Origin of the sequence: Arthrobacter sp. TS-15 (assembly GCF_006964045.1) — a bacterium.
Lineage (GTDB): Bacteria > Actinomycetota > Actinomycetes > Actinomycetales > Micrococcaceae > Arthrobacter.
In genome coordinates this window covers 1-1160 of the sequence record NZ_SDXQ01000098.1, presented here as the reverse complement: position 1 = coordinate 1160, position 1160 = coordinate 1, and the positions used below count along the sequence as shown (strand labels likewise).

General features: G+C 64.5%; 2 protein-coding genes. One reads left to right on the top strand and one right to left on the bottom strand.

All coding sequences use genetic code 11. The features are described 5' to 3' along the window. Positions 1-586 (bottom strand): phosphopantetheine-binding protein (locus EU811_RS23005; RefSeq protein WP_238703549.1); only part of this gene is annotated, 586 nt, incomplete at its 3' end. Between the two features lie 350 nt (positions 587-936). On the opposite strand from EU811_RS23005, the gene EU811_RS23000 reads away from it, so the two are divergent. Then, on the top strand, positions 937-1160 hold a 224-nt coding region (locus tag EU811_RS23000; RefSeq protein WP_342211733.1), incomplete at its 3' end, for an AMP-binding protein.

Here is a 1160-nt window from a genome sequence, read left to right as displayed (position 1 = left end):
CCGCTGCCCGGGGCAACGTCCGCACGTCGTGCACGGTCAGCCCCGGCCACGGTGAGGTGGCCGCGACGCGCTGGGTCCCGTCCTCCAGGAAGCGGGCCCTGAGCATCGCGTGTCGAGCGATGAGGGCCCGCACGGCGGACTCCAGGCGGTCGGCCCGTACGTCCCGGCCGTCGAACTCCATATACGCGTGGCAGCCGTTGCCGCCCAGCGACTGGCCGTCCGTCCGCCCGATCCAGTACGCCTGCTGAACCGGTGTCAGGGCGAAGGAGGCCGCCTCGTCCGTCACGGTCTCGGCCGGTCCGTGCAGGCCGTCGGTACATCGGTCCACTTCCGCGGTCCCGGTACCGGAGAGTCGTTGCGTCAGCAGCCGTGTCCAGGCACCGATGGTCGGCTCCTGGGCCAGTTCCGCGTAGTCGACCTCGGCTCCGGACGAGCGCCAGCGCCCGACGAGGGCCATGGTGCGGATTGAGTCGAGCCCGTGCGAGATCAGGTTGTCCGTCTCCGCCACGGCGTCCGGCGGCAGGCCGAGCACTTCGGACACGGCCTCGCGGATCTGGCGTTCCACAGCGGGTGCGGCGTGTGTCATCGCTGTCCTCTCTCCGGGGCCTCGCCGACTGATTTACCGGCGATTTTCTAATGGCAAGCGCGGGAAATTTATGGGATTCATGCCGTTGTCCTTGGAGTCGCTCATGCCGACTCAACGTAAAACACCATGTGTGTCTCGGGGAAGGGAGGTACTCGAAGGAGTAGTACCCGGCAGGGGTATGTCGTAAGTGACCGGTTAATCCTCTCAAGTCCACCCAAAATGGAGCCGAACTTGACTTTTGCTTTACTAAGTCATTGCCAGTCATTTATTGACTTGGCTCTTTGAAGGAGACAGATTCTTTACGGTTCAGTAAGAGTTCGTGGATCCCTGAAAATCTCGATTTGAGGGGTGTGAATCCTGTGGCCGTGGTTTCGTGGCCCGCCGAATTCGTCGAACGGTATCGCCGTGCCGGCTACTGGCGAGGACGACCGCTGGGCGACCTGTTGCGCGACGGAGCGCGAGAGCACCCCGATGCCACCGCGCTGTTCTGCGGTGACCTGTTGTGGAGCTACGCTGAGCTCGACGAGCGGAGCGACCGGCTCGCCGCCGGACTGGCCGAACTGGGCATCCGCGC